Annotated in this window: 24 protein-coding genes; 11 read left to right on the forward strand and 13 right to left on the reverse strand. The window is 66.9% G+C overall.

The window, feature by feature from the left end; all coding sequences use genetic code 11:
* Positions 1–3: 3 nt before the first annotated feature.
* The 4 genes from AB0L53_RS20530 to AB0L53_RS20545 form a co-directional block, all read right to left on the reverse strand.
* Positions 4–504, reverse strand: coding sequence for a GNAT family N-acetyltransferase (locus AB0L53_RS20530; RefSeq protein ID WP_363995880.1), 501 nt, complete (start codon positions 502–504; stop codon positions 4–6).
* A gap of 70 nt (positions 505–574) precedes the next feature.
* A complete protein-coding gene (locus tag AB0L53_RS20535; protein WP_363995883.1) occupies positions 575–1,390 on the reverse strand; it encodes a class I SAM-dependent methyltransferase in 816 nt (271 codons plus the stop codon).
* A gap of 186 nt (positions 1,391–1,576) precedes the next feature.
* Positions 1,577–2,962: an alpha/beta fold hydrolase gene (locus AB0L53_RS20540; RefSeq protein WP_363995886.1), complete on the reverse strand. Its 1,386-nt coding sequence runs from the start codon at positions 2,960–2,962 to the stop codon at positions 1,577–1,579.
* A 1,732-nt stretch (positions 2,963–4,694) separates the two neighbouring features.
* Positions 4,695–4,913: a DUF2283 domain-containing protein gene (locus AB0L53_RS20545; RefSeq protein WP_363995889.1), complete on the reverse strand. Its 219-nt coding sequence runs from the start codon at positions 4,911–4,913 to the stop codon at positions 4,695–4,697.
* 622 nt (positions 4,914–5,535) lie between these two features.
* Between AB0L53_RS20545 and AB0L53_RS20550 the strand changes: the two genes are divergently transcribed.
* Both AB0L53_RS20550 and AB0L53_RS20555 read left to right on the forward strand, forming a co-directional pair.
* Positions 5,536–6,096, forward strand: a complete 561-nt coding sequence (locus tag AB0L53_RS20550) for an RNA polymerase sigma factor (protein WP_363995892.1) — start codon at positions 5,536–5,538, stop codon at positions 6,094–6,096.
* Entirely contained in the window at positions 6,089–6,382 is a 294-nt protein-coding gene (locus tag AB0L53_RS20555) for a hypothetical protein (RefSeq protein ID WP_363995895.1), read from the forward strand. The genes AB0L53_RS20550 and AB0L53_RS20555 overlap by 8 nt, the downstream gene beginning before the upstream one ends.
* A gap of 86 nt (positions 6,383–6,468) precedes the next feature.
* Here the strand turns inward: AB0L53_RS20555 and AB0L53_RS20560 are convergent, their stop codons facing one another.
* Positions 6,469–7,980 carry an SMI1/KNR4 family protein gene (locus AB0L53_RS20560; protein ID WP_363995898.1) on the reverse strand — a complete coding sequence of 504 codons (1,512 nt, stop codon included), beginning with the start codon at positions 7,978–7,980 and terminating at the stop codon, positions 6,469–6,471.
* 53 nt (positions 7,981–8,033) lie between these two features.
* Here AB0L53_RS20560 and AB0L53_RS20565 point away from each other — a divergent pair, with 53 nt between their 5' ends.
* Positions 8,034–8,543 (forward strand): transposase, encoded by a 510-nt coding sequence (locus tag AB0L53_RS20565; protein WP_363995901.1) that lies wholly within the window; start codon positions 8,034–8,036, stop codon positions 8,541–8,543.
* On the opposite strand, the gene AB0L53_RS20570 is transcribed toward AB0L53_RS20565, so the two are convergent.
* From AB0L53_RS20570 to AB0L53_RS20580, 3 genes are all read right to left on the reverse strand, one after another.
* Positions 8,530–9,051, reverse strand: a complete 522-nt coding sequence (locus AB0L53_RS20570; protein ID WP_363995904.1) for a hypothetical protein — start codon at positions 9,049–9,051, stop codon at positions 8,530–8,532. The genes AB0L53_RS20565 and AB0L53_RS20570 overlap by 14 nt on opposite strands.
* Before the next feature lie 1,574 nt (positions 9,052–10,625).
* On the reverse strand, positions 10,626–11,444 hold the full coding sequence (locus tag AB0L53_RS20575) for an RHS repeat-associated core domain-containing protein (RefSeq protein ID WP_363995907.1): 819 nt from the start codon (positions 11,442–11,444) through the stop codon (positions 10,626–10,628).
* 140 nt (positions 11,445–11,584) lie between these two features.
* Positions 11,585–12,460 carry an LLM class flavin-dependent oxidoreductase gene (locus AB0L53_RS20580; protein ID WP_363995910.1) on the reverse strand — a complete coding sequence of 292 codons (876 nt, stop codon included), beginning with the start codon at positions 12,458–12,460 and terminating at the stop codon, positions 11,585–11,587.
* A 76-nt stretch (positions 12,461–12,536) separates the two neighbouring features.
* Between AB0L53_RS20580 and AB0L53_RS20585 the strand changes: the two genes are divergently transcribed.
* The gene (locus AB0L53_RS20585) at positions 12,537–13,001 is read left to right on the forward strand and encodes a MarR family transcriptional regulator (RefSeq protein ID WP_363995913.1); all 465 of its coding nucleotides are present in this window, start codon (positions 12,537–12,539) and stop codon (positions 12,999–13,001) included.
* Here the strand turns inward: AB0L53_RS20585 and AB0L53_RS20590 are convergent.
* The 3 genes from AB0L53_RS20590 to AB0L53_RS20600 all read right to left on the reverse strand — a co-directional run bounded on the left by AB0L53_RS20590 (position 12,998) and on the right by AB0L53_RS20600 (position 15,494).
* Entirely contained in the window at positions 12,998–13,828 is an 831-nt protein-coding gene (locus tag AB0L53_RS20590; RefSeq protein ID WP_363995916.1) for an SRPBCC family protein, read from the reverse strand. The two genes, AB0L53_RS20585 and AB0L53_RS20590, sit on opposite strands and share 4 nt — an antisense overlap.
* The gene (locus AB0L53_RS20595; protein WP_363995919.1) at positions 13,821–14,378 is read right to left on the reverse strand and encodes a helix-turn-helix domain-containing protein; all 558 of its coding nucleotides are present in this window, start codon (positions 14,376–14,378) and stop codon (positions 13,821–13,823) included. The genes AB0L53_RS20590 and AB0L53_RS20595 overlap by 8 nt, the downstream gene beginning before the upstream one ends.
* A 93-nt stretch (positions 14,379–14,471) precedes the next feature.
* Positions 14,472–15,494: a GDP-mannose 4,6-dehydratase gene (locus AB0L53_RS20600; RefSeq protein WP_357949844.1), complete on the reverse strand. Its 1,023-nt coding sequence runs from the start codon at positions 15,492–15,494 to the stop codon at positions 14,472–14,474.
* Positions 15,495–15,744: 250 nt separating this feature from the next.
* Between AB0L53_RS20600 and AB0L53_RS20605 the strand changes: the two genes are divergently transcribed.
* From AB0L53_RS20605 to AB0L53_RS20620, 4 genes are all read left to right on the forward strand, one after another.
* Positions 15,745–16,998, forward strand: a complete 1,254-nt coding sequence (locus tag AB0L53_RS20605; protein ID WP_363995923.1) for a glycosyltransferase family 4 protein — start codon at positions 15,745–15,747, stop codon at positions 16,996–16,998.
* 41 nt (positions 16,999–17,039) lie between these two features.
* Positions 17,040–17,756 carry a methyltransferase domain-containing protein gene (locus AB0L53_RS20610; protein ID WP_363995926.1) on the forward strand — a complete coding sequence of 239 codons (717 nt, stop codon included), beginning with the start codon at positions 17,040–17,042 and terminating at the stop codon, positions 17,754–17,756.
* The gene (locus AB0L53_RS20615; protein ID WP_363995929.1) at positions 17,753–18,793 is read left to right on the forward strand and encodes a prenyltransferase; all 1,041 of its coding nucleotides are present in this window, start codon (positions 17,753–17,755) and stop codon (positions 18,791–18,793) included. Before AB0L53_RS20610 ends, AB0L53_RS20615 begins: the two co-directional genes overlap by 4 nt.
* A 151-nt stretch (positions 18,794–18,944) precedes the next feature.
* Complete coding sequence (locus AB0L53_RS20620) at positions 18,945–19,949, forward strand: DUF1702 family protein (protein WP_363995932.1); 1,005 nt, start codon at positions 18,945–18,947, stop codon at positions 19,947–19,949.
* Here AB0L53_RS20620 and AB0L53_RS20625 read toward each other — a convergent pair.
* Entirely contained in the window at positions 19,946–20,575 is a 630-nt protein-coding gene (locus tag AB0L53_RS20625) for a class I SAM-dependent methyltransferase (RefSeq protein ID WP_363996263.1), read from the reverse strand. The genes AB0L53_RS20620 and AB0L53_RS20625 overlap by 4 nt on opposite strands.
* Positions 20,576–20,660: 85 nt before the next feature.
* Between AB0L53_RS20625 and AB0L53_RS20630 the strand changes: the two genes are divergently transcribed.
* Genes AB0L53_RS20630 through AB0L53_RS20640 form a run of 3 tightly spaced genes read left to right on the forward strand, consistent with a single transcriptional unit; the run spans position 20,661 to position 22,405 of the window.
* Positions 20,661–21,113: a pyridoxamine 5'-phosphate oxidase family protein gene (locus tag AB0L53_RS20630; protein WP_363995935.1), complete on the forward strand. Its 453-nt coding sequence runs from the start codon at positions 20,661–20,663 to the stop codon at positions 21,111–21,113.
* Positions 21,110–21,301 (forward strand): ferredoxin, encoded by a 192-nt coding sequence (locus tag AB0L53_RS20635; RefSeq protein WP_357949832.1) that lies wholly within the window; start codon positions 21,110–21,112, stop codon positions 21,299–21,301. The genes AB0L53_RS20630 and AB0L53_RS20635 overlap by 4 nt, the downstream gene beginning before the upstream one ends.
* Positions 21,302–21,319: 18 nt before the next feature.
* Positions 21,320–22,405, forward strand: coding sequence for a Zn-dependent alcohol dehydrogenase (locus AB0L53_RS20640; protein WP_358539042.1), 1,086 nt, complete (start codon positions 21,320–21,322; stop codon positions 22,403–22,405).
* Between the two features lie 100 nt (positions 22,406–22,505).
* On the opposite strand, the gene AB0L53_RS20645 is transcribed toward AB0L53_RS20640, so the two are convergent.
* Positions 22,506–22,958 carry a carboxymuconolactone decarboxylase family protein gene (locus tag AB0L53_RS20645; protein ID WP_363995939.1) on the reverse strand — a complete coding sequence of 151 codons (453 nt, stop codon included), beginning with the start codon at positions 22,956–22,958 and terminating at the stop codon, positions 22,506–22,508.
* Positions 22,959–23,034 lie beyond the last annotated feature (76 nt).

Genomic DNA, 23,034 nt, shown 5'->3' on the forward strand with positions numbered 1-23,034 from the left:
GGTCTACGACTGGGGTACCAAGTCGCACTGATACCAACTGCCTGGCTTGCCACCGAGGTCGGCCGCATCAGCTGGGCCGACCAGGACGAACCCGGCTTTGGTCAGCACCTTCTGGGAGGCGGCATTCTTGTGGGCGGTGGCCGCCCGTAGTGTGCGCAGCCCGTGCCGCGACGCCGCCAGCCGGCACAGTTCCCGAACGCTCGCGGTCGCCACGCCGCGGCCGGCGACGTGCTGCGCCACCCGATAGCCAAGGTCCGCGACGCGATCCTCGATGTCGACCAGGTTGAACCTGCCGAGCACCGAGCCGTCCTCGGCGACGAGTACGTAGAAAACGCAGATGCCGGCCTCCTGCTCAGCCAGCAAGGCGTTGTAACGGTCGGTGAACTGGTCGAAGAAGTCGTCGCCGCGATCAGAGATCGAGGCGGCGAAGTAGGCGCGGTTCGCCAGCTCGAAGGCCAGGACCGCCGGGGCATGACCAGCATGCAGTTGCTTCAGCTCGGGCACTGCTGGACTCTACCCAGAGGGCGCACCGAGATCGCCTGAGTTTCGGCCGCAGTACCAACCATCGGCCGTGTCAGAAGCGGAACCGCACGATGCGGGTGGAGCGCTTCATGCCCGGCAGCAGGTTCAGGAGGCGGTACATGCGGCGTACGCCCGCGGGTGCCTTGGCCATCAGCACCGGTGAGTCGTACATCGGCGCCTCGTCGACGTATTCAAGCCGCGGGTGCCAATCGGCCGGCTCTGCCGGGTCGTCGAAGCCGCAGTGGAACTGGGCGCCGTATTTGCGCAGCGTGGGATCCCATTTCGAGGTACGCCACGCCCAGACCGGCACCGTGTCGAACTGTATTTGGCCGCTGGGGAAGGCGTCGACGACGCTGGTCAGCAGCCGCCGGACGTCAGCCTCGGTCAGGTAGGGCACCAGTCCCTCGGCGATCATCAGCACCGGCCGCCCTCGGGGGATGCGTTCCAGCCAGGTCAGGTCGGTGACGCTGGAGTCGATCAGGGTGTAGTGCTCGCGCGGCGGCAGGAATTGTCGTCGCAGTTCGATGACGGAGGGGTAGTCCAGGTCGTACCAGTCGACGGTGGCGGGCGGGTCGATCCGGTACACCCGGGCATCGAGACCGCAGCCCAGGTGCAGTACCACCGCGTCGGGGTGATCGGCGAGGAAGCTTCGGGCCCAGTCGTCGTGGGCCTTGGTGCGCACCACGGCGGCGAGGCCCATCTGGCTGGTGCCGAATCTGCGGCTGTCGTAGCCGGGGTCGAGCCGGCGCATCGCCTGCTCGGCGTATTCGTCGCCGAGGATCGGGTCCGACAGTCGGTTGTCCAGTGCTTTGGCCTTGAGAACGGGGCTGAGGGTCTTCTGCACCCCGACTAGTTCGGCGTCTTTCATGACAACTACACTAAACTTATTTCAAGAATTTCGTGAAGTATGTGAATGACTTCAACCGGGCTTGGTCGGGGGTGCAGAACTCGAACGCGCCCATGGCGCAAGGCCGGCAAGGCCGCACACTGTCGCACCGATGAACGAGGAGATCCTTTTCCTGGTTGCGGGAACACCGCGCCCGGGAACCGGTGATCAGCTCGGGATTGCGCTCCCCTCACAGCCTCTGTCAATCCGCCCCGTTTCGAAGTACCGCACCACGTCGGCGGCGCACTCGGGCACCCGGGTGGTCGACACGTGCACGTCGTCAGCGACCGTGTAGACGGTGCCGCCGATGGCGCGCCGCGTCTGCAACGTCCAGTCGTAGACGGACATGAACTCATACAGGTGCCCCGCCAGCACCAGTGACCCGCCGCTCCGCTTCAACGTGGCCTGCTGCACCGGCAGCGGCCAGCCGGCACACATGACACCCAGTCCCCAGGATCGGCCGGTCGCCGGATGGCGCTTCACGAGCTCCTGGTAGGTACGCCAGGCGGTGTCGAAACCGGCCCGGCTGCTGTCCTCGTTGCAGGCGACCGCCCAGTTCATGGTCATGTTCAGCATTTCGGGCGCGCCGGGCACGGGCGTACCCATCATCGAAGCGCCCAACAACTCCTTGACGGTGGGCGGGGCATTCGTGCCCGTCGCCGTCCGCAGTTCGGCCAGTGCCTTGCCCGCGAGTACCCACTCGGTCGAGTTGCGCTTGGCCAGGTCGGCGACGGCCGAGCCGTCGATGGGGCGCGGCAGGTCGGTATAGGTTTTGGGACTCTTGTCGTAGTCGCGGACCAGCTGGGCCACCTGCTCGCGCACCTGCCGGGCGGTAGCACCGAGACCATAGGTCTCATCGCGGCGGGCCAGCCACGCGGCCATGCGCCCGAAGTCACGCTCGGCCGCCTCCGCGCTGTCCTTGACGTGCTCGTCGAAACGGGTCCACGGCGGCGCCACGCTGTCCAGGAAGGCCCGTCCGGTGTGCTCAGGGAACAGGCTGCGGTACACCATGCCCAGATAGGTGCCCCAGGAGAAGCCGAGCAGGTTGAGCTTGCGCTCACCCAGCGCGGCCCGCACCAGGTCCAGGTCCTTGGCCACGTTGCCGGTGGTGAGCTGACCGAGGAAGGCGGCGTCGGAGCCTCCGCACTTCTGGTTGGCGGCGACCTGGCCGTCGTAGATCTTCCTGGCCGCCTCCTTGGTCAGGGCGCCCGGCTCCTGCGGGCCTCCTGGCAAGGTGGGGCAGGCGACCTTGGTGCTGTACCCGACACCGCGCGGGTCGAAGCCGATGATGTCGTATCGCTCGTTGAGCTTGGCCATCTCCTCGTTCCTGAGCGCGGCCCGCAGGATCGGGTCCAGGTATCCGCTGTTGCCCGGCCCTCCTGGCAGGACGGCGGTCGCGCCGAGCCGGTGGGCCTTGTCGGTGGCGGCCAGCCGGGTCACCGCGAAGTCGATCTTCCGCCCGCCGGGGTCGCGGTGGTCCAGCGGGACACTGACCGTCCCGCACTCCAGGCGCTTCATCAGCGTACGGAAGGCCGGAACCTGCTCCTGCGTCACACGCAGGCTCCGGATCACCTCATCGGAGTAGTCCGGGCAGGATTTCCATTGAACGGACGATACGCCGGAGCTCGGGCTGGGGTTCGCGGTAACGCTCGCGCTCGGGCCGGCCTCAGTGGTGGCGCCTGCCGCGGAAGGATGCGCCGCCAGCCCTGCCAGCGCCAATGCCATTGCCGTCAGTGATCTTCGGTACGTCATGCGGACCAGTTGTAACGCAGTGGTTGTTTCTTTCCTGTTTCCAGGAAAAATGGCCGCCGGGCCGCAGGCACTCGCCCTGTGGGGACTCCTCTCCCAGGACGTGAACCCGCGACCGCCCTGACAAAATCACCCCAAGCTTAACGAACAGGAACTCGGCGAGTAGGCGGCCACAACCGACGATCACGCGTCGCGGCCGCCCGAGAACATGTTCCCGGACGGCCGGAGGCCCCTATTTTCCGATGTCCGCTAAACGCCCGGCGGGCTGTCCTGGGCTCCGCATTATCGAATGCTGGAAGGTCATGAGTAGCAGCGTTTGGGTGCCATCTCAGACCGTCGCAATTCCGGCCGGACGACACATGGAGGGTTTCTATGTAAACGCGATCGAAGTCCCGCCGCTCCGTTCGCCGGCGCATTATCGGCGCAGCCCTCGGCGTACTGTTCGCCGACACGATCGCGACCGTCGGCACGTCACCCGCGTCAGCCGAAGGCGATGGCTGGATCTGGATCGGCGTAAGTGCCGACAATCGCGTAGACGTCCAGCAAAACTCCGGCAATAACGGGAGGTATCACATAGACATCTGGTACGCCTCGAACGGTGCGCGGTTCGGCGGCACCGGTGACTACCAATACGCAGGTGGCACCAGAGGCCAAAAGTTTGGCTCGCATTCGCCAGTCGCCGGCAAGCGGCTCTGCGCTAATCTCTGGTATTACAACCCTAGTACCGCAGACTGGGAATCTCACGGCTCCCCCTGCCACACTTATTGATGCCGGTGGCTGCATAGCACATGGGTCGCCCTAGCAACCTGAAACGGCCTGCCAGCGTTCCCTCGGACACGCTGGCAGGCCGCCCTCCTTACCAACGACGGCAAATCGGCCATGGCCGCTCGGGAATTGGGAGATGCAGTCGATACTGGGCGGCCGCGTTTCGCACGGCATGAGACTCTCGGGCCTGGTGGCTGATGTGGCGTATGGGCGGCTTCGCCCACACCAGGTAACCGTCGGCGGCGGGCGAGCGGCTCTGATGCGGGTCGTCTCGCGGGCGCCTGGTCGCCAGCCCTGCTGGATGAGGGTGTCCGCCACCTGGTGGAGCAGGTCGGCGGTCTGACCGGGGATGACGTCCCGGCGGACAACGACGATGCGCCAGCCGAGTGCGCGTAGCTCTGCGCGGCGCTGCTCCGGAGTTGGTCCGCGGCCGACGTGTGATGTTGCTGACCGTCATATTCGACCGCAACCTTGGGTTGTACGGCGGACGCCCATGAGCAAGCCACCGTCAAGGGGGCCGGTAGCGCGCTGAGCGGTTCCGAGCCAGCCTTAGCGTGGCGAGTTGGACGGGTTACGGCTGATGCCGTACTCGAGTCTGCTCGTCGTAGGAATCTACTCCGGTCCGGTGGTCGAGGTGGTTGCGGTAGCGACCACGCCTCCGGGTAAATTTGCCAATTGGAGGCTTGCGTGCCTGCCCTCGATTAAGGTCGAGAGCAGGCACGCCGCTCTATGGCGTTCTGACAAATCTAGCGACCGATGCAGGGGGCCGAGATCAGGCGGTCTCCGCCAATGCCGCTGGCCGCAACAGATCGATCGCACCTATGATTTCGACCCCTAGCAGGAAGCCGTTTTCATCGAAATCCAGAATGACTTCCCCTTTAGGTGGGCGCGCTACGATAACTTGCTCCACCGCCTCGCCAGATTTGATTACCGGAGCAAGGTCTATGTAGGCGGCATCCGCTTCTTGGTCGTGCTTGATATGTGTGCGCATGATGTGCCTTTCGGATGGGCGCCGCAGGTTAGCGGTTCGCTTTCATACGGCGCCATGTTCCCTAGGAGTGCGTCGTCTCGTTTGAGGCTACTTCTTTTTCTTCTTGCCCTTCTTCCCTCCTCCGCTATTCCAGCCGGTCGAGACGACCTTGCCGGTCTTGGTGTTCGTCACTACCCAGACGTTGCGCCCAGTGTGTTTCGTAGTCCCCGCCCTGTTGCCTTTGGTTTTCGCAATCGACCCCGGCGTCCGAATCGATCACGGTTACGTAGCGTGACACCGAAAGAGACGTCCAGCGAGTGATGCTGGTCGCCCTTGTAGGTGAACGACGGTGACTACCACAGCCTCCGGATGATGTTGATCGCCTCCACCATGGCGTCGATCTTCTCCCGCGGCCGTCGGCACGCCCAGCCCGAAGGCCCGGAACACCTCGAAGGTGTACGCGTACGCCGGTCTTGGGGTGCGGGGGTGAATCCTTTGATGGGGTTCGCGTCTCTTATACCTGTACCCGACAACAGGGTCGGGACAGGTCAGGAGGTTGTCATGCTCGTTGGTATCGTCGTCGTGGCGGCCGTGCTCTTGTGCGCGTGCACCGTCGTGGTGCTGCGTCGGCGGAGTCGTTCGCGTGGCTGAGGTGAGTTGGCCGGTCGAGCAGCTGGTCGTCGCCGCGCGGGATGGCGACGTCGAGTCCATCGCCGCGTTGGTGTCCGGCGCGCACCCACACGTGCAGCGATTCGCCCACTTGATGTGTGCCTCGCCGGAAGATGCGGAAGACGCCGCGCAGGAGGCGTTGATCATCCTGTACCGCAAGATCGGGACGTTGCGGGCGTCCCGTGCGCTGGCGTCGTGGATGTTTCGCATCGTCCGCAACGAGTGCCTGCGGCGGTCGCGGCTGCTGGTGCAACGCCACGAACCGGTCGTGGACGCCACCGTGTGGTCGGCCGAGGAGGAGGTACTGCGGCGATTGGAAGCCGACCGGGTAGCGGCGGCGATCGCTTCTCTGCCCGCTGATCAGCGGCGCGTTTTGATCATGCGCGATGTTCTGGGCTATCGCGGACGGGCGGTCGCCGATGCGCTCGGCCTCAGCACCGCCGCGATGAAGTCGCGCTTGCATCGCGCCCGCGCCACGGTGCACCACACGCTGCAGGGCACGTCTGGCACAGCCATGGGAGACAACGATGACTGACGATCGCAGCTTTGCCAGCGCCTCTCTGCCGCGGCACCTGGTGCGCGGCGTGATGGGGTTCGGCGCGCTGGTCGCTTCGGTCGCCCTGATTCCGGTGGTTGGACTGGGTAGCCTGCTGCTCGCGCCGGCTGGTCTGCTCGCCCTGCGAGGGTGTCCGACCTGCTGGGCCATCGGTTTGATACAGACCATTTCGATGGGCCGGGTGCGGCGCTCCTGCGTAGATGGCCGGTGTGAACTGACCCTGGCCCCCTCTCCTGGATCGCACCCCGCCGACGACAGCTCGTAAACCCGATGCCGCAGATCTACTTGTCCGGTCTCGGAAATCGTGTCGGTGGTTCCCGGCACCTCTACCGGATTGCCACGTGCGCCGTGTCAGGGAGTCGGGAGAAAACGCCTAATACCCGGGGGCGCAACCTCCGGATTTTCGGTGCTCCACCACAGCTCGCCGTCGACCGTCAGGTACGGCACCCAGTAACGCACCGGGGCACCCGCGGCGAGCGCGTCGGCCACCTCGGTGAGGTAGGCGCCGAGCGTGGGCCAGGCAGCGTCGAAGTCGCCGAGGCCATCGTGCGTGGTCCAGCCGACCCGGCCGTACCCGGGCCCGGGCCGCAGGTCGATCACCTGCGCATCGCCGTCCGCGGCGGCAAACGGCACCCATCGCTCGTGCCACCATGGCTCGGCGCCCGGCTGGTGCGGGGTGAACCCGTCGACGCTCGCGGCGACGTCCATGCACATGCGCCAGTGGTCGACGATGCCGGTGGTCGACAGCGGCGGCCCTTCGGGCAGGATGTTCGCCCAAATGCGTTGGCCGTCGTGGCGGCTCAGCGACTCGACGAGCTCAGGCGGGAAGGCGAGCCCCAGCGCGGCTTCGGCGGCGGCGACGTCGGCCGGGTCGGCGGGTGGAGCCAGCGCGGCCGCGCTGGCGGGGGTATGTCGCGCCAGCCACTCCTCGATCCGCGCCCACGCTTCCGTCACCATGCCCACACACCCTAGCTTCCCTCGTCCCAACACCAGCACCCCCTTTACCGCGCACAACGGACGACGAGACTTCCGGAATGGTCTGGTATGGGTGGCCTCACCCGTACCAGGTAAGCGTCGTCGTCGGCGGGCGGCTCTGATGCGGGCGAGGATGCGGGTCGTCTGCCGGGCGCCTGGTTGCCAGCCCTGCTGGATGAGGGTGTCCGCCACCTGGTGGAGCAGGTCGGCGGTCTGGCCGGGGATGACGTCTCGACGGACGACAATGACCCGCCAGCCGAGTGCGCGTAGCTCTGTGCGGCGCTGCTCATCGCGGAGTTGGTCGGCGGCCGACGTGTGGTGTCGCTGACCGTCGTACTCGACCGCCACCTGGAACTCCGGCCAGCCGAGATCGAGATAGGCGAAGCGGTCGTCCGCCAGGGTTACCCGGATTTGGGTGGTGGGCCTGGGGAGGCCGCCGTCCACGAGGATCACGCGCAGCCAGCTCTCCCGGGGCGAGCCGGCACCTCGGTCAGCGAGGCTGAGCGTGTCGCGTAGGTGCCATGAAGTGGACTGGTGCCAGAGGGCCTCCAGGTCCACTCCGTGGCGGAGGAACTGGTCCAGGGCGGCCACGGCCTCCAGACGGGGAAGCCAGCGGACGCAGTCGAGAGCCGTGCGCTCCCGGGTGGTGAGGCGGACGCCCTTGTGCTCCGTGATGTCGTCGACGGGCAGGGCGGTCACGTGGGTGACGCAGCCGGGGATCGCCAGGTGACCGGGGGCGATGAGCTCCACCGGCCAGTCGTCTTCGGTGGTGTCGAGGCTCAGCACGTGCAGGCCCCAGATGTGGGCGGCCGTCCGGCGGCACGCGACCGCCTGGGGAATCAGCCGCGTAATGCGCAGGGCACGTTCGAGCAGCGAGGGTTCGTTCACGCCGTTCAGAATGAGGGAGCAGACGATGGGCAACAGGCGCCGAATCCGATTCTGTGGGTGAAACAGATCACCCCGGCCGCACCGGCAAAGCGGTCATCGACTGGCTGAACGCGCGCGGCCCGGCCTGGAAGAACACTGTGCAGATCATCGCGATCGACCCAGCCGCCTGCTACCGCACAGCCATCCGCCAGGCCCTGCCACACGCCGTCATCGTGGTCGATCACTTCCACCTCATCGCCCTGGCCAACAAGGCCGTGACCGCCGTCCGTCAGCGCGTCACCCGCCAGCAGCGAGGCCGCGCGCCCGACCCCGAATGGGCCAACCGCCGACGCCTGCTCCGCGCCCGCGAGAACCTGACCGAGCAGGCCTTCACCCGCATGTGGAACGCCCTGATCGACCACGAACCCACCGGACAGATCCTCACCGCCTGGATCGCCAAGGAAGAACCGCGCTCCCTGTTCGCCTGCGCCCGCCAACGAGCTCCGCGTGCGGTGATCTCCCACCGGCAGACTCCACCGACAGCTCAGCCAGCAGGCGGAGGCCAGTATTTCAAGACTCGTTGAGTTCTTGCTGAAGGACTGGCAAGCGATCTATTTCGCGCGCGACCCTCGAAAGAAGGTGGACGACCTCGGAGCGATCGTACCCTCTTTGGCGGATTGCCCAGGAAAAACTCTTCTCCTGCATATCATCCGTGGCTATCGCCGGCCCTTGTCCTTGCAAGTACCTGACGATACGATCTAGATAGTCATCTACCTCGCCTTTGTCAAAGCTAACGCTAAATCGTCGAGGCCGAAGTTTGCGATCACTCAGCATAGCCAGGATGTACTGAATGTCTCGCGCGCGATCGTCTCGAACCCGATCTCCAAGAATTGCACTGGTGGGCACCTCGGCGTCTTTCTTGTCCACGAAGGCGTTCCGCCAGAGGATGCGATAGATGGGGACGAGGAACAGAAAGAGGAGCAGCCACCACCAGCTGATGCCAAGGAGGCCTTCGACGATGAGTGTGACGATGGCGCCGGGAACGAAGCATAGGGCGAGTAGGATTGAGCGCGCAATTCCCGGTCTGCTCATGTTACATTCCCCTCCGTGGCAGCTTCTGAAATGGAGGAGCCTTAGCCCCACCATCTCAGAGCATACCCTACTTCAACCTTTTTAAATTTCTTGACATGCTTGGCAGTCTTGACCCCCGTCCGAGGCCGCCCATATAGGATTTCTGCTTGATTACAGCATGTTTTCCGATCAGTTTTCCACCTTTAATAGCTCCGCATCCATATTTGGTGCTCAATCTGAAAGCATGAAGGGCTCGGGCGTGCCCCACTACCCCATTGATTGCTCCGGATACCGCTCCCTTGGCAGCAGCTTTGAAGTAACCGCCAGCAGGCGGGTGACGCCCTGGGCGGGTCAAGGAAACGGGCCGGTCGAAATACCGGCACCGCGCCTTGGCCCGACCCTACTCGTCGAGGCGCAGGCCGCAGCGGGCTGGTCGGCCGATCGTGAGAGGGGTGAACTCCTCGGCAGGACAGGACGCCCAACAAGCGGATGCCAGTGGCCGAAAGGCAACGGGACCTGCGACGGCGCAACTGCTTCTTGAGGCCGTCCGTCGCGGGAACCGGCCGGATGCCGGACACAGGGTCCGGGCCCGAAAGGGCGCTGACGTGGACAGGTGAGCCTTTGAATACCGAGGTCGAGGGCCTTTCGAACCGAGAGGCAAGTTGGACACCATCACGGTGAACGGACCCGAGGGCATTCTCGACTGGCCGCCCAGGCCACCGTCTCCCGTCGGCCACCCCGGCCCGCACGGAGCCCTTCGACACCGCCGCCCGCGCCCGCCGCCAGCACAGCTACGAGGCACCGGCCGACGTGCATACCGGCGAGGACGAGCTCGGAGTCTGGTACGACGAACTGCGGACAGGAGACGGTGACCTGCGAGCGGGGGATGGCAGCCTCCTTGTAGCCCCACGCACGCAAGCCGTCACGCCGGGACACCCCCAGCCGCGCACAACCCACACAGGATCAGGCAGAGGCTGCCACCGCGCCTGATCCCAGCACCCGACTCTCGCGGAGCTCCCGCGGGCGCCAACCGGCGCGCACGTGAGCGCATCGGGAGCCTCGTAGCCGCCGACCACGAAAAGCCGGAATGGTGTATCGCCCAAATACGGCAGCCGCCATTTGCTGCGCGGGCTGGGACGATGCGGTCCTGGTCGATGCCACCGCACCCTTTAACTCTCTCCGTATCGCTCCATCAGCCAAGAACAGCAAAAAATGATGGCCGAAGCTACGAAGAATTTAGATTGACTGAAGTGATCTCCAAAAAGAAGGGGATATGCCAGCCCGGAAATAAATGCCAAAATTCCAAGCAGAAAGAATGCCAATGAAGTTCTCTTTGTCGCGCTCATGACACTCCTCGGCGAGCGACAATGTATCGCGAGCATGGATTCAATGCCCGCGATACATTGGAAAGTCCAGTCAATTAGCCTTGCCTATCAGAATGACTTTATGGCTTGATCATTTCCTCCGCTTCGGCTTGTAAGATTTCGACTTTACAGCCTTCGCATGTTTCGCTGCCGATGGGAACGCCTTTTGAGCCGCCTTCGTAAGCATCTTCTTACCGACGGCTCTGGTAGCGGCTCCAGCAGCAGCACCACCTATCCCTGCACCGCCCGTAGCGCCGGCAAACGCGGCCTTGAGTATGTCTTTGCCTGACGCCTTGCGGCTTCCCAGCCATTTAGCCACAGCGCCTGCAGCAACGGCGCAGGCTGCCGCCGCCACTCCCACTGTAGCGAGGCCGCAACGAGCCCGACACGGTGTTCATTGACGAAGCTGCCGACTTTCTTAACCCAGTCCCATAGGCGGCCGTCTAGATCGGCTTGTGAGATTGGGTCACAAGGATAGCTGTAGGCGTTGTCACCGCCAATGTCGACCGGGTCCACTTGCAGGAACCGGCCCGTCGTGGAGTTGTACAGGGGAACCCCCATGACGACGATCCCGGCGAGCGCGTCGGCGGAGCGCTGGGCAGCGCCGTGCCAGCCGTACCTGGCGGGGTTGGAAGAGTTCTCCGTGCGGGGGGTGCCGTATTCGGTTTGTTCGAAGTAGGTGTCGACGCCGGTGGTCGTTGAGGCGTTGTCGAGCGTGGCCACGACGTCGCCATGCAGGTTCGCGGGTCGTAGGGCAATTTTGCCGCTGGAGGACTGGATGGCGACCAGGTCACCGGCGAGCCCCTCGATGTTGTGGGTCCAGGAGCCGTCGGCTTCGGCAATCCACACGGGCTCGTCACTAGGCCCGTCGTAGTGGTTGGTCATCGTGCCGGGCCGGGTACCACCGATCTGGTTGGTGGAGCGGACTCTGCCTTCCAGGTCGAGGGTGAAAGTCCGGGTGACGCCCGCCTGGGTCATGGAGGCAACCAGATCGTTGGCGTGGTAGCCCACGGTCAGGTCAGCGCCGCCGGAGAAATGCGCGGCCGACACTGTGGTGGTGCGTCCGAGCGCGTCGTAGGCGTAGCCGGTGTTGGTGAGCCTGTCGGCCTGGTCGTAGCTGTAGGAGGAGGTGGCGGCAGGAAAAAATGTCGTCTTCCAGAAGCCTGAAATGGTGCATAGCCCGGCGTCGCCTATGAAGAGAATTCACGCAATCCCGGGAGAACGTCAACAGCAAGTCGTTCCATTTGCTGACGGAAGTCCGCCCCCACAGGCATGAGATTCAATGAGGTGAATCCCAACCGTACGAACCCCACCAATCCCTCGACCACCTCCTCCGCCGACCCCGCCACCGTCGAAGGCGAGCCTGAGGAGCCGCCGACCGAAACCGGCACGTTGTACACGCACTCCACCTCCCGCCCCACCCGACCAGCGGACGCCAGCACCCGATCCCGCATACCCGCCGCGACCGAAGGCGGTGCGAACCCCAGTGAAGGGATCCACCCGTCCGCCAGTTCCCCGGTCGCCGCCAGCGCACGGTTGCCGTACGTCCCCAACCAAATGGGGATCGGGCCGACAGGCTTGGGCTCCAGCGCGGCATCGAGTGTGTGATAGCGGGTGCCCTCGTACGTGAGCGACGGAGACGACCACAGCCCTCGGATGATGTGAATCGCCTCCACCATCCCGTCGACCTTCTCCCGCGGCGTCGGCACGCCCAGCCCGAAGGCCCGGAACTCCTCGTCCGAATAGCCGCCCCCGAGCCCCAGGATCAGGCGGCCGCCCGAGAGCCGGTGCAGCGACTCCGCCATCTTGGCCACCATCGCCGGCGGCCGATACGGCACCCCGAGGACCCGCGTGGCGACGCGGATCCGCGAGGTGGCGGCGGCGATCCAGGTGAGCAGCGTCCAGATCTCGTACGTCGGCGACGTCCCGCACGGGTGGTCGGACGTCGAGACGAAGTCGAACCCCAGCTCCTCGGCCAGCCGCGCGTCCCCGACCGGATCGGCGCCGGGAGCCGCCGAGGCCGAGATGCCCACGCCGAACATCGCACCCGACATTCCACTCGACATCGCGTCCGCCTCCCATCATTTGGTTTACATGGAACCTAAAACCAATGTTGGTTACACGTCAACTAGTCTGGGCGGCATGGGTGACCCGCGTTGGTTGGATGAGGCGGAGTTCCGGGCCTGGCTCGGCTACCGCCGGATGCGGCTGCTCCTGGACGCCCAGGTGAGCCGGGATCTGCTGCGCGACTCGGGATTGTCGGCGCCCGACTACGACGTGCTGTCGTCCCTGTCATCGGCCGAGGGACGTCGGGGGCGGCTCACCGAGCTGGCCGAGCGGATGCTGTGGTCGAAGAGCAGGCTGTCGCGGCACATCTCACGGATGGAGCAGCGCGGCCTGGTCACCCGTGAGGAGTGCGAGAGCGACGGCCGCGGCGCCGTGATCGTGCTGACCGAGGAGGGAATGCGGGCCATCGAGGTGGCGGCTCCCGATCATGTGGAGTCGGTACGCCGCCACTTCATCGACCTGCTGACGCCGGAGCAGATCGAGGTTCTGGGGGCCGTCGCGGAGACCGTCCTGACCCACCTGGGGGAGAAAAGCGACTAGGAAACCCAGATGGGGCTCCAGTCGGCCACCTCGTGGAAGCGCCGCAGCTCGGAGAGCCCGGACAGGATGCCGCTCCAGCTCGCGTAAGGCGGGCGGTCGAAGCCGCTATGCACGATCGTGAGCCGCGTCTTGCCGCCGGACTCCGCCAGCTCCCAGGTGCCGATCCCGACGCCGCCCCAGTCGACCGACAGCCGACGCCCCGGCTCCAGCTCGACGATCTTCGCCGGCTGGTCGTTGTTCGCCAGCCCGCCCATGGCGAAGCGGCCGCCGACGTACGGCTCGATCTCGATCGGGAAGCCGAACCAGCGGGTCACCGACTCCGAGTCGATCAGCGAGTCGAAGACCTTCTCCGCCGAAGCGGCGATCAGCACCTCCGCTCGCAGGTCGGAGGAGGTGAAGTCGGGCTTCGGAGTGAGCGGGCGGCCGTCGAAGTGCTCGGCCAGGTTCGCCAGCATGAGGCACCAATATGTCTGGATCACCCCGCGAATCGTCGCCTCGGTGAGCGCCTCCTGGAAGTCGAAGTGGGTCTGCGAGACGGACACGATGGTGGTCTCGGGGCTCTCCTCCTCCAGGCCGAACTCGACCGTGGTGTCCACGCCGTCCAGCAGCCAGGAGAAGCGCACCGTGTGGTCGTCGACGTGCAGGGGGCGCTGGTGCGGCGCGTCGCCTTCGGGAGTATGGCGGCCCCAGAACGCATAGCGGTCCGGCAGCTCCACCTCGGCGTGCTCGGCCAGCCAGAGCCGCATCGTCGCGGCGTCGGTCAGCGCGTGGTGCACCTCCTTCACCGGTGCCTGGACGCGGGCGCGGACGGTCATCGGCTCACTCATGTTCATCTCCCTTGGGGTAACAGGCCACGACGAGCTTGAAGGCGTCACCTTCCGCTCCGCCGTACCTCGTGAACAGGTCCTGCAGCATCCCCTGCAGCTCGTGCAGAAACTCCTGACGGTTCTCGGGGCGCACGTGAATCTCCCCGGACAGCCCGATAGACGGCAGCTCCGTCGCGGTCCTGTCGAGGCTCGCGATGTCGGCCTGAACCTCCTCCATGAGGTCCAGCAGGTAGCCCAGGCTCAGCTCGTCCTGCACCCTGCGCACGCCGATCCGGCCGACCAGACGGGGTGACAGCCAGTACGCGCGAGCGCTGGCCTGGTAGATGCCCTCGTGGACACCGCGCACCTTCCGCTCCGACACCAGGTCGACCAGGCCGGCGTCCACCAGCCGTTTGACGTGGTAGTAGACGCGCTGTGGCGTCTGACCGAGCCGGGACGCGACCTCGGTGCAGGTGCGCGGCTCGGCCAGCTGCCGCAGCACCTCGACGCGCTGCGGCTTGAGCAGCGCCTCGGCCTGCTCGATCTGCTCTAGGTACAGGACATCTCTCATCGCAAAAACAATCCTTTATGTAAAACAGGATTTTGTCAATGGGCCATGCTCGAAGGAGCACCGTCGATCGGGTGGGTCAGGCCCAGGAGGGGGTCAGGGCCAGGAACTGTCCTGGTCGGGGTCGCCGCCGTTCGACAGCAGGCGCAGGTCGGCTTCGACCATCGTCGCCACCAGCTCGTCGAACGGCATCGTCGGCTCCCAGCCGAGCTGCACCCGGGCCTTCTTCGGGTCCGCGCAGAGCAGGTCGACCTCGGCGGGCCGATGCAGGGCCTGGTCGGTGACGACGTACTGTTCCCAGTCGAGGGAGGCCGCCGCGAAGGCGGCCTCGACCAGCTCGCGGACCGACTTCATGCGCCCGGTTCCGATCACGTAGTCCTCGGGGGTGCCGGCCTGGAGCATGAGGTGCATGGCCCGTACGTAGTCGCCCGCGAAACCCCAGTCCCGCCTGGCCTCCAGGTTGCCAAGCCGGAGCTCGGTGTCGAGGCCGAGCTTGATGCGCGCCACGCCGAGCGAGACCTTGCGGGTGACGAACTCGGCGCCCCGCCGGGGCGACTCGTGGTTGAACAGGATGCCGGAGACGGCGTACATGCCGTAGGACTCGCGGTAGTTCTGCGTGAGGAAGTGCCCGTACGCCTTGGCCACGCCGTACGGCGAGCGCGGGTGGAAAGCGGTGCGCTCCGTCTGCGGCGTCTCGCTGACCTGGCCGAACATCTCAGAGGACGAAGCCTGATAAAAGCGGATCTGGCCGGAGGCGGCGCTGCCACGCGACACGCCCGAGCACACCCGGATGGCCTCCAGCATGCGCAGTACGCCCATCCCGGTCACCTCGGCCGTGAGCTCCGCCTGCTCCCACGACATGGGCACGAACGAGATGGCGCCCAGGTTGTAGACCTCATCGGGCTGAACCCGTTCCACGGCCGAGATCAGCGATCCCTGGTCGAGCAGATCGCCGCGGACCACCTGGACATCGGTCAGCAGCTTGCGCAGCCGCGACACGCGCGGGTTCGCCTGACCTCGCGCCAGGCCCCACACCTCGTACCCCTGACCGAGCAGGTACTCCGCCAAATAGGAACCGTCCTGGCCGGTGATGCCGGTGATCAGAGCGCGCCTGGCCAAGGGGTCCTCCCACTATCACGACCGCGTCCGTTTGGACGGGAATGTACAGCTAAGCGCCTCGATACAGCACCAGAGCCCCCTAGAACACGTTCCACCGAACCGCGCTCGGTCATGCCAACATCGCAGTTCGCACGGCCTTTGGCGGCAGTTGTGAACAATTCCAGATGACCTACCGAATGGTAGCCTTCTCGGACTAAGGTCATCTTCACGGTACACGCCCATCTCTGGGTGCATACCGGGCTAGAAAGGGGTGTCCGTGAGCGACACGCTGCGGATCGCGCTGCTGTCCTACCGCAGCAAGCCGACCTGTGGTGGCCAGGGCGTCTACCTCCGCCACCTGAGTCGCGAGCTGGTCGCCCTGGGCCATCACGTCGAGGTGTTCTCCGGCCAGCCGTACCCAGAGCTGGACGAGGGCGTGATCCTGCAGAAGGTGCCGAGCCTCGACCTCTACCGCGACGAGGACCCGTTCAGGACGCCGAAGCTGCACGAGTACCGCGACTGGATCGACTGGCTGGAAGTCGGCACCATGTGGACCGCCGGGTTCCCCGAGCCGCTGACGTTCACGCTGCGGGCGCACCGCGCGCTGAAGGAGCGGGTGGGCGACTTCGACGTCGTCCAGGACAACCAGACGCTCGGCTACGGCCTGCTCGGCATCCAGAAGCTGTTCCCGGTGGTCGGCACGATCCACCACCCGATCAGCGTGGACCGGCGCATCGAGCTGGAAGCCGCCACCGGCGCCAAGAAGCTGACCATGCGCCGCTGGTACGCCTTCGTGAAGATGCAGGCCAAGGTCGCGCCCCGGCTGAGCCCGATCCTGACCGTCAGCGAGTCGTCGCTCGCCGACATCCACCGCGACTTCAACGTCCCGCAGGCGAACATGCGCCTGATCCCGCTCGGCGTCGACACCCGCTACTTCCACCCGCGCCCGGACAAGCCCCGGCGCAAGGGCTCGATCGTGGCGGTGGCCAGCGCCGACTCCCCTATGAAGGGCGTCGCCACGCTGCTGCGGGCGGTGGCCAAGCTGGCCACCGAGCGCGACGTCAACCTCACGGTGGTCAGCAAGCCGACCGCCGGCGGGCCCACCGAGCAGCTCGTACAGGAGCTGTCGCTGCAGGACCGGGTCCGCTTCGTGCACGGCATCTCCGACGACGAGCTGGGCGAGCTGATCGCCACCTCGGAGGTCTCCGTGGTGCCTTCGCTGTACGAGGGGTTCTCGCTGCCGGCCGTCGAGCACATGGCCTGCGCCACCCCGCTGGTCGCCAGCCGTACCGGGGCGCTGCCCGAGGTGGTGGGGGACGCCGCGATCCAGGTCGCGCCCGGCGACCCCGAGGAGTTGGCCGCGGTGCTGCGCCGCCTGCACGACTCCCCCGAGGAGCGCGAGCGGGTGGGCAAGGCCGGATACGACCGGGTCATGGAGCGTTACACCTGGCGCGTCGTCGCCCAGAGAACCGTCGAGGCGTATCGCGAGGCCATCGCGGCCCGCCGTACTCGTCCTACCCGCTGAACTCGTCGTACCCGCTGACCGAACTTCAAGGAGATCGATAAGTGCTGACGGTGGACTTCGCCCGGCTGCCGGTCGGGCCCGGCGTACGCGTGCTCGACCTGGGTTGCGGCGGCGGCCGGCACGCCTTCGAGGTGCTGCGCCGAGGCGCGGACGTGGTCGCCTTCGACATGGACCAGTCCGAGCTGGACAGCGTGGCGGCCATGTTCGTGGCGATGGACAAGGCGGGTGAGGTACCGCCCGGCGCCGGCGCTGAGACCGTTCAGGGTACGGCGCTGGACATGCCGTTCGAGGAGGGCTCCTTCGACCGGGTCATCGCGGCCGAGGTGCTGGAGCACATCCCCGACGACATGGCCGCGATGCGGGAGATCTTCCGGGTGCTCAAGCCCGGCGGCACCGCCGCGATCACCGTGCCGAGCTTCCTGCCCGAGCGGATCTGCTGGGCGCTGGACGAGGACTATCACACGGCCCCCGGCGGACATGTCAGGATTTATACGTTGGCTGAGCTGTCGGCCAAGCTGAAGTCCACCGGCTTCGACATCGGCCCCCACCACCACGCCCACGGCCTGCACGCCCCGTACTGGTGGATCAAGTGCGCGGTCGGCGTCAACAACGACGACCATCCGCTCGCCAAGGCCTACCACGAGCTGCTGGTCTGGGACATCATGAAGCGCCCGCCGCTCACCCGGCTGGCCGAGAACCTGCTCAACCCGCTCATCGGCAAGAGCGTGGTGCTCTACGTCAGGAAGCCCGCCGCGTGATCTCACGCGAGGAGGCCGTACGGACGGCCTTGAGCATCTCGGTGATCCAGAGCGAGGACGGCGGCGTGCCCTGGCCGGAGGGCCACGTCGACGCGTGGAACCACGTCGAGTGCCTGATGGCGATGACCGTGGCGGGCCTGCGCGACCCCGTGGCGCGCGGCTACGACTGGCTGGCCCGGCACCAGCGCGACGACGGCTCGTGGGCGATGAAGCTGGTCGACGGCGTCGCCACCGAGCAGGGCGGCGAGTCGAACCACGCCGCCTATGTCGCGGTGGGCGTCTGGCACCATCACCTGGTGACGGGCGACCAGGAGCTCACCGAGCTCAGGTGGCCGATGGTCAAGCGGGCGCTCGACTACGTCGTGGGGCTCCAGACCGAGCGCGGCGAGGTCGTCTGGGAGCGCGACGCGCATGGCCGGGCCTCCTCTTACGCGCTGCTCACCGGCTGCGCGTCGATCCACCAGGGGCTGCGCTGCGGCGTCCTGCTCGCCGACCACTTAGACGACCCGCAGCCGCACTGGGAGCTGGCCGCCGACCGGCTGGCCCACGTGCTGGCCGCGCACCCGGAGGCGTTCGCCGACAAGAGCCGCTACTCCATGGACTGGTACTACCCCGTGCTCGGCGGCGCCGTCCGGGGCCCGGCGGCGGAGGAGCTGCTGGAGCGGGAGTGGGGCACGTTCGTGGTGCCGGGGCTGGGGATCCGCTGCGTGTCGGACCAGCCGTGGGTGACGGGGGCCGAGACATGCGAGCTGGCGCTGGCCCTCGACGCGCTGGGCGACCGCGACCGGGCCGCCCGGCTGTTCGCCGACGTCCAGCATCTGCGCCATGAGGACGGCTCGTACTGGACGGGCTGGCAGTTCGTCAATCAGCGGCACTTCCCGCACGAGCGGAGCGGATATACGGCCGCGGCGGCGGTGCTCGCGGCGGACGCGTTGTCCGCCTTCTCCCCGGGAGCGGGAATCTTCCGCGACATCAGCGCCCCCTCCGTCTCCCCCGCGGACCCGCACCTGTGTGGGTGTACGCCCGCGCGCGCGTGATCTCGCCCGGGTACGCAAGGGCTTTTGCGGGTTCTTTGCCGGGAAATGCGGAGCGGCGCCGCCGAACGCCTCATTGGGGTTACTAGCTTCGTGAGTGGCCGTACGAGGCGTCTTCGGGGGAAGCGTGGGCGACACGGGCACAACAGCGTTCTTGGAGCAGGACAGGACCGAGCCGACAGCGTTCTTGGCACAAGACAGGACCGAGCCGACGTTTTCGCCGGTTCGCGGGCTACGGAAGCTGCTGCTGAAGGAGCAGTCCGAAGCCGACCTGGCCCGGCGGAGGTTCCGGCTACGGCAGGGACATTCCCGGGCGGCCGTCGAAGGAGCCGAGCGGTCATACCTTTTCGGGTACAACGCCGCTCTTTCCGATGAAGCCGACAGGATCGACGAGGTGGCTCCGGAGCAGCGGAGCTTCGCCTATGAGGGGGCCGGTGCCGCGTGCACCGTGCTCGACCTGCTCACCATGACTCGGGGCCGGCGCCTTCACGAGCTACTGGCCGGCCCCGCCCAGCTCCACCCGTACGCCGTGCACCTCGGTGCCGGGCGCGGCTACGCGCTGCTGCGCGTACGGCCCATGTGGGGCGTACGGCGGGCCCACCCGCTGTTCCGGTGGCTGGCCGTGGACGGTTTCGGGTTCCAGTGGTGCCTGACGCGGGCCGACCGGATGGTGGGCGAGCGGGCCATGCCCGATCTGCTCACCCGGAGCCACTGCGCGATCTTCGACCAAGGGCTGGGGCGGCTGCTCTGGTACCACGAGTGCGCCTCACCGGACGACGTGGCGGCCAGGATCGCCGCCTACCCCGCAGGCCGCCGGGCCGATCTGTGGAGCGGTGTCGGGTTCGCGGCGACGCACACGGGTGGCGCGAGCGCCGACGAGCTGTGGTGGCTGACCGGCCATGCGGGGGCCGACGGGTTCCGGGCCCATCTGGCTCAGGGGAGCGCGTTCGCCGCCTCGGCCCGGCTCCAGGCGGGGGCGCTGCCGGATCACGTGGCGCAGGCCGTACCGATCCTGGCGGGGGCGGCGCCCGACGAGGCCGCCGGGTGGACCGAGGGGGCGCTCATCGCGCTCGGCCACGACCCGCACACCCACGAGGACTTCCAGTCCTGGCGGGCCCACACCCGCAGAGCGTGGACCCGCCGCCGGATGCGGGCTTAAATCCCTGGGGCCACGCGCTCCAGGACGCGCAGCGAGCCCTCCACCGAGGTCTCGGTGAACGCGCCCGAGTCGAGCGCCCGCAGATACACCCGGTAGGGCGCCTGGCCACCGGCGGCCGGGTCCGGATAGATGTCGTGGAAGACCAGCGCGCCGCTCGCCATGACGTGCGGAGCCCAGCCCTCGTAGTCGCGCGTCACCGGCTCCTCGGAATGGCCGCCGTCGATGAACAGCAGCCCCAAAGGCGTGTTCCAGAGCCGGGCCACCTGCTCGGAGTGACCGACCACGGCGATCACCTCGTCCTCCAGCCCGGCGGCGGCGATCGTCTGGCGGAACGTCGGCAGCGAGTCCATCTTGCCGAACCGCGGATCGACCAGCGTCGGGTCATGGTGGGCCCAGCCGGGCTGGATCTCCTCCGAGCCGCGGTGGTGGTCCACGGTGATGACCACGGACCCGGCCAGCCTGGCCGCCGCCCCGAGGTAGACGGCCGATTTGCCGCAGTAGGTGCCGATCTCGCAGATCGGCCCGAGTTTGCCGTACTGGCAGGCCGCCTCGAACAGCGCCAGGCCCTCCTTCTCCGGCATGAAACCCTTGGCTTGCTTGGCTGCGAATCGCAGTTCAGGCGGCATCGTCATAGGGATGCACCCTAGTAGAACCGAACAACATTCCAGCGCCCCCTTGCCCGCCATTCTGCAACCTGTTCTACTTGGCAGCGTGAATCAGCGCGCTCGCATCGCGATGTCCGGAGACGAGGTCACCGCCTTCCTCGAAGGGGCCCGCAAGCTCCAGCTCGCGACCATCAACCCCGACGGTACGCCGCATCTGGTGACCATGTTCTACGGCCTCGACGAGGGGCGGATCGCCTTCTGGAGCTACGCCAAGGCACAGAAGGTCCGCAACCTGGAGCGCGACCCACGGGTGAGCTGCCTGATCGAGACCGGCGAGGACTACAACGAGTTGCGCGGCGTCCTGCTGTACGGCGAGGCCAAGCGTATCGACGAGCCCGAGCAGGTCCTGGCCGTCGGCATGAAGGTCACGCGCAGGATGACCCCGGACGTGCCGGACGAACTTTTGCGGCCCTATGTCGAACAAACTGGGCGGAAACGGGTCGCTTACCTTGTCGAGCGCACCAAAGTGGTCTCATGGGATCACAGGAGGCTCACATGAGGGTCAAGGTAGATGAGATGGTGTGCGAGGCCAATGCGGTGTGCATGGGGCTCGCACCCGAGGTGTTCGACGTGGACGACGATGACCAGCTCCACATCCTGCTCCCGGAACCACCCCCCGAACTCCTGGACCGCGTCCGCCACGCAGTCCGGTCCTGCCCCAAAGCCGCTCTTTCCCTAGAGGAATAGCCGGAGGAGGAACTCCCCATGCGCGCCGCCCTTCTGCACGCCGTAGGCGACGACAAGCTGGACATCCGCGACGATGTCACCCTCACCCCCGTCGGCCCGGCCGACGTACGGGTGCGGATCAAGGCTACGGGCGTCTGCCATTCGGACCTGTCGGCCATGTCCGGCGTGCTGCCGCAGCCAGTACCGCTCGTCCCCGGTCACGAGGGCGCGGGCGAGGTGGTCGAGGTGGGCGAGCACGTCGACTCGGTCCAGCCGGGCGATCACGTGATCATCAACTGGCGCCCGTCCTGCCAGGCCTGCGAGCTGTGCCTGGGCGGCCAGCCGTACCTCTGCATGAAGTACGTGATCGAGTCCTTCACCAAGGGCAACTTCCGCTTCGGCGGCGACCAGACGGCGTACGGCATGGCCGGGTGCGGCACCTGGGCCGAGGAGATCGTCGTCCCGTGGCAGGGCGCGATCAAGGTCGACACGGACATCTCGTGGGAGGCGGCCGCGCTGATCGGCTGCGGCATCACCACCGGCGTGGGCGCCGCCCTCAACACCGCCAAGGTACGCCCCGGCTCGACCGTCGCCGTCATCGGCTGCGGCGGCGTCGGCCTGTCCGTCATCCAGGGCGCGCGCGTCTCCGGCGCCCGGACGATCCTGGCGATCGACCCGCTGGAGTCCAAGCACGAACTGGCCAAGAAGGTCGGCGCCACCCACGCCGTCACCCCCGAGCAGGTCCCCGAGGCGGTCAACGAGCTGACCGGGGGCGGCGGCTTCGACTACGGCTTCGAGGTGGTCGGCAAGGCGGCCACCATCCAGAGCGCGTGGCAGGTCACCCGCGCGGGCGGCGAGGTCATCGTGGTCGGCGCGGGCGCGGTGGACGACATGGTGTCGATCTCCGCGTTCAGCCTGCTGTTCGAGGGCAAGAACCTGCTGTCCAGCCTGTACGGCGAAGCCGACGTGCGGCACGCCTTCCCGTACTTCGCCAAGCTCTACAAGGCCGGCCAGCTGGACCTGGAATCCATGATCAGCGCCCGGATCCGGCTGGCCGACCTGAACGACGCCGTGGCCGCGCTCAAGGGCGGCGAGGTGCTACGCCAGATCGTCCTGATGGACTGAGCGTCCAGCAGGACTCAGCGCCTGATCCCGCTCGACCAGCGGGGACTCGACCCAGCCGATGGGCTCCACCGCGATGCTCATCCGTGCTTCTCCATTCTCGTCACCAGGCGCCCGCTACTGCCCGGGTGGCGACGTTGAGGCGGTTGAAAACGTTGGTCGCGGAGATCATCAGGAGCAGGGAGGAGAGCCCCTGCTCGTCGTAGTGCTGGGCGGCCGCGTCCCAGATCTCGTCCGGAACCGGGTCCGCACGGTCGCTGAGCCGCGTGACGGCCTCGGCGAGCGCCAGCGCGGCGCGCTCGGCGTCGGTGAAGTAGGGGGCCTCCCGCCAGGCCGCCACCGCCCACAGCCGCTCGTCGCTCTCCCCCGCCTTCTTGGCGCTGCGCGAGCCCATGTCCACGCACACGCTGCAGCCGTTGATCTGGCTGGCCCGCAGGTGGACGAGCTCGAGCATCGTACCGGGCACGCCGCCCTGCTTGCACGCCTCGAGGAGGGCCATGATCGCCTTCATGGCGTCGGGGACGAGCTTCGCCGGGTTGGTCATCCGCGCTTGCATGATCGGGTTCCTCCAGGAGTCACATCGGCCGGCCAGGTCCCGGCCGTTACTCATATGACTCGCCGGATCGGAGGAA

Source organism: Nonomuraea sp. NPDC052129 (genome assembly GCF_040680095.1).
Classification (GTDB): Bacteria; Actinomycetota; Actinomycetes; order Streptosporangiales; family Streptosporangiaceae; genus Nonomuraea.